At 67.9% G+C, this 951-nt stretch carries 2 protein-coding genes; both read left to right on the top strand.

From position 1 onward, the window contains the following. Positions 1–257: tyrosine-type recombinase/integrase (locus tag G3I71_RS44790; protein ID WP_203733007.1), on the top strand; the 257-nt coding region annotated here is incomplete at its 5' end. A 256-nt stretch (positions 258–513) separates the two neighbouring features. After that, positions 514–786 carry a hypothetical protein gene (locus G3I71_RS44785; protein ID WP_164324628.1) on the top strand — a complete coding sequence of 91 codons (273 nt, stop codon included), beginning with the start codon at positions 514–516 and terminating at the stop codon, positions 784–786. The last annotated feature ends 165 nt before the right edge of the window (positions 787–951 follow it).

Below are 951 nucleotides of genomic sequence, written 5' to 3'. Positions count from 1 at the left end.
ACCCCGACGCACCACGACTGACCAAGCACTCGAGGGTGCACGACCTCCGTCACACCCACGCCTCGTGGATGATTGCCGCCGGGACGGACCTCCGCATCCTTCAGCGTCGCCTGGGCCACGATTCGATCACCACGACGACCGAGACCTACGCCCACCTGCTCCCGGATCAGCAGCGCGCGGCCGCCGACGCCGCGGGCAGGGCGCTTGGTGGGCTCGTGCCAAACGCCAACGGGAATCAGGGAGCGTCGCTGCGATGACCAACCGAGAGAAGGTGCCTGTCGGCACTCCGCCTCGCCTCGGCGCCCCTCGACGACGACGAACTCGCCCGACGCGCCGCGATCAGCCCGCGTCAGACGGTCAACCGGATCTGCAACGCACTCGTCCGTGAGTGCCTGCGCAAGCGACAGACGGGTCCCGACGGCAAGATCATGAATGCTCTTCCTACCGCTGATGATGGCGAGATTGGCCAGGTGCCAGATCGCGGAGGTGTTCCGGATCGAGCCGGGAGGAGGATTGCCCGCCGACGACTCCTCGGAGCAGAGGCAGGCAGAACGCGCGATGCTGGACGCACTTGGCGCACCCCTGGGACTCGCTCTCACCCCACGGCGCCTCGAGCGCCCTGGCGGCGTCCACGTGGAGGACACCGGCGTGCCCGATGGCCTGAGCGTGCTCGTGGATTGCTGGGCACATCAGGGGCCGGCCAAGGTCGCTCAGCGCTACAAGCTCGTCAACGACGCCGTGAAGCTGCACTGGGTCGGCTCAACCTTGGCTGTGGCCCCCGGCTGATCCTCTGCGTGACGGAAGGCGCCGCGGTGCAGCACCTCCGGGGCCGATCATGGCAGGAACACGCGATCCGTGAGCTGGGTGTGGAGATCGAAGTCGTCGAGTTGGCCGAGTCCTTGCGCGCCGCAGTGGCGGCGGCCCAGGAACGACAGTTCAGGTAATCGCCTG

Source organism: Streptomyces sp. SID12501 (assembly GCF_010550245.1).
Lineage (GTDB): Bacteria > Actinomycetota > Actinomycetes > Streptomycetales > Streptomycetaceae > Streptomyces.
Note: the sequence above shows the minus strand (reverse complement) of the source record. Positions and strands in the feature narration are given on the sequence as shown.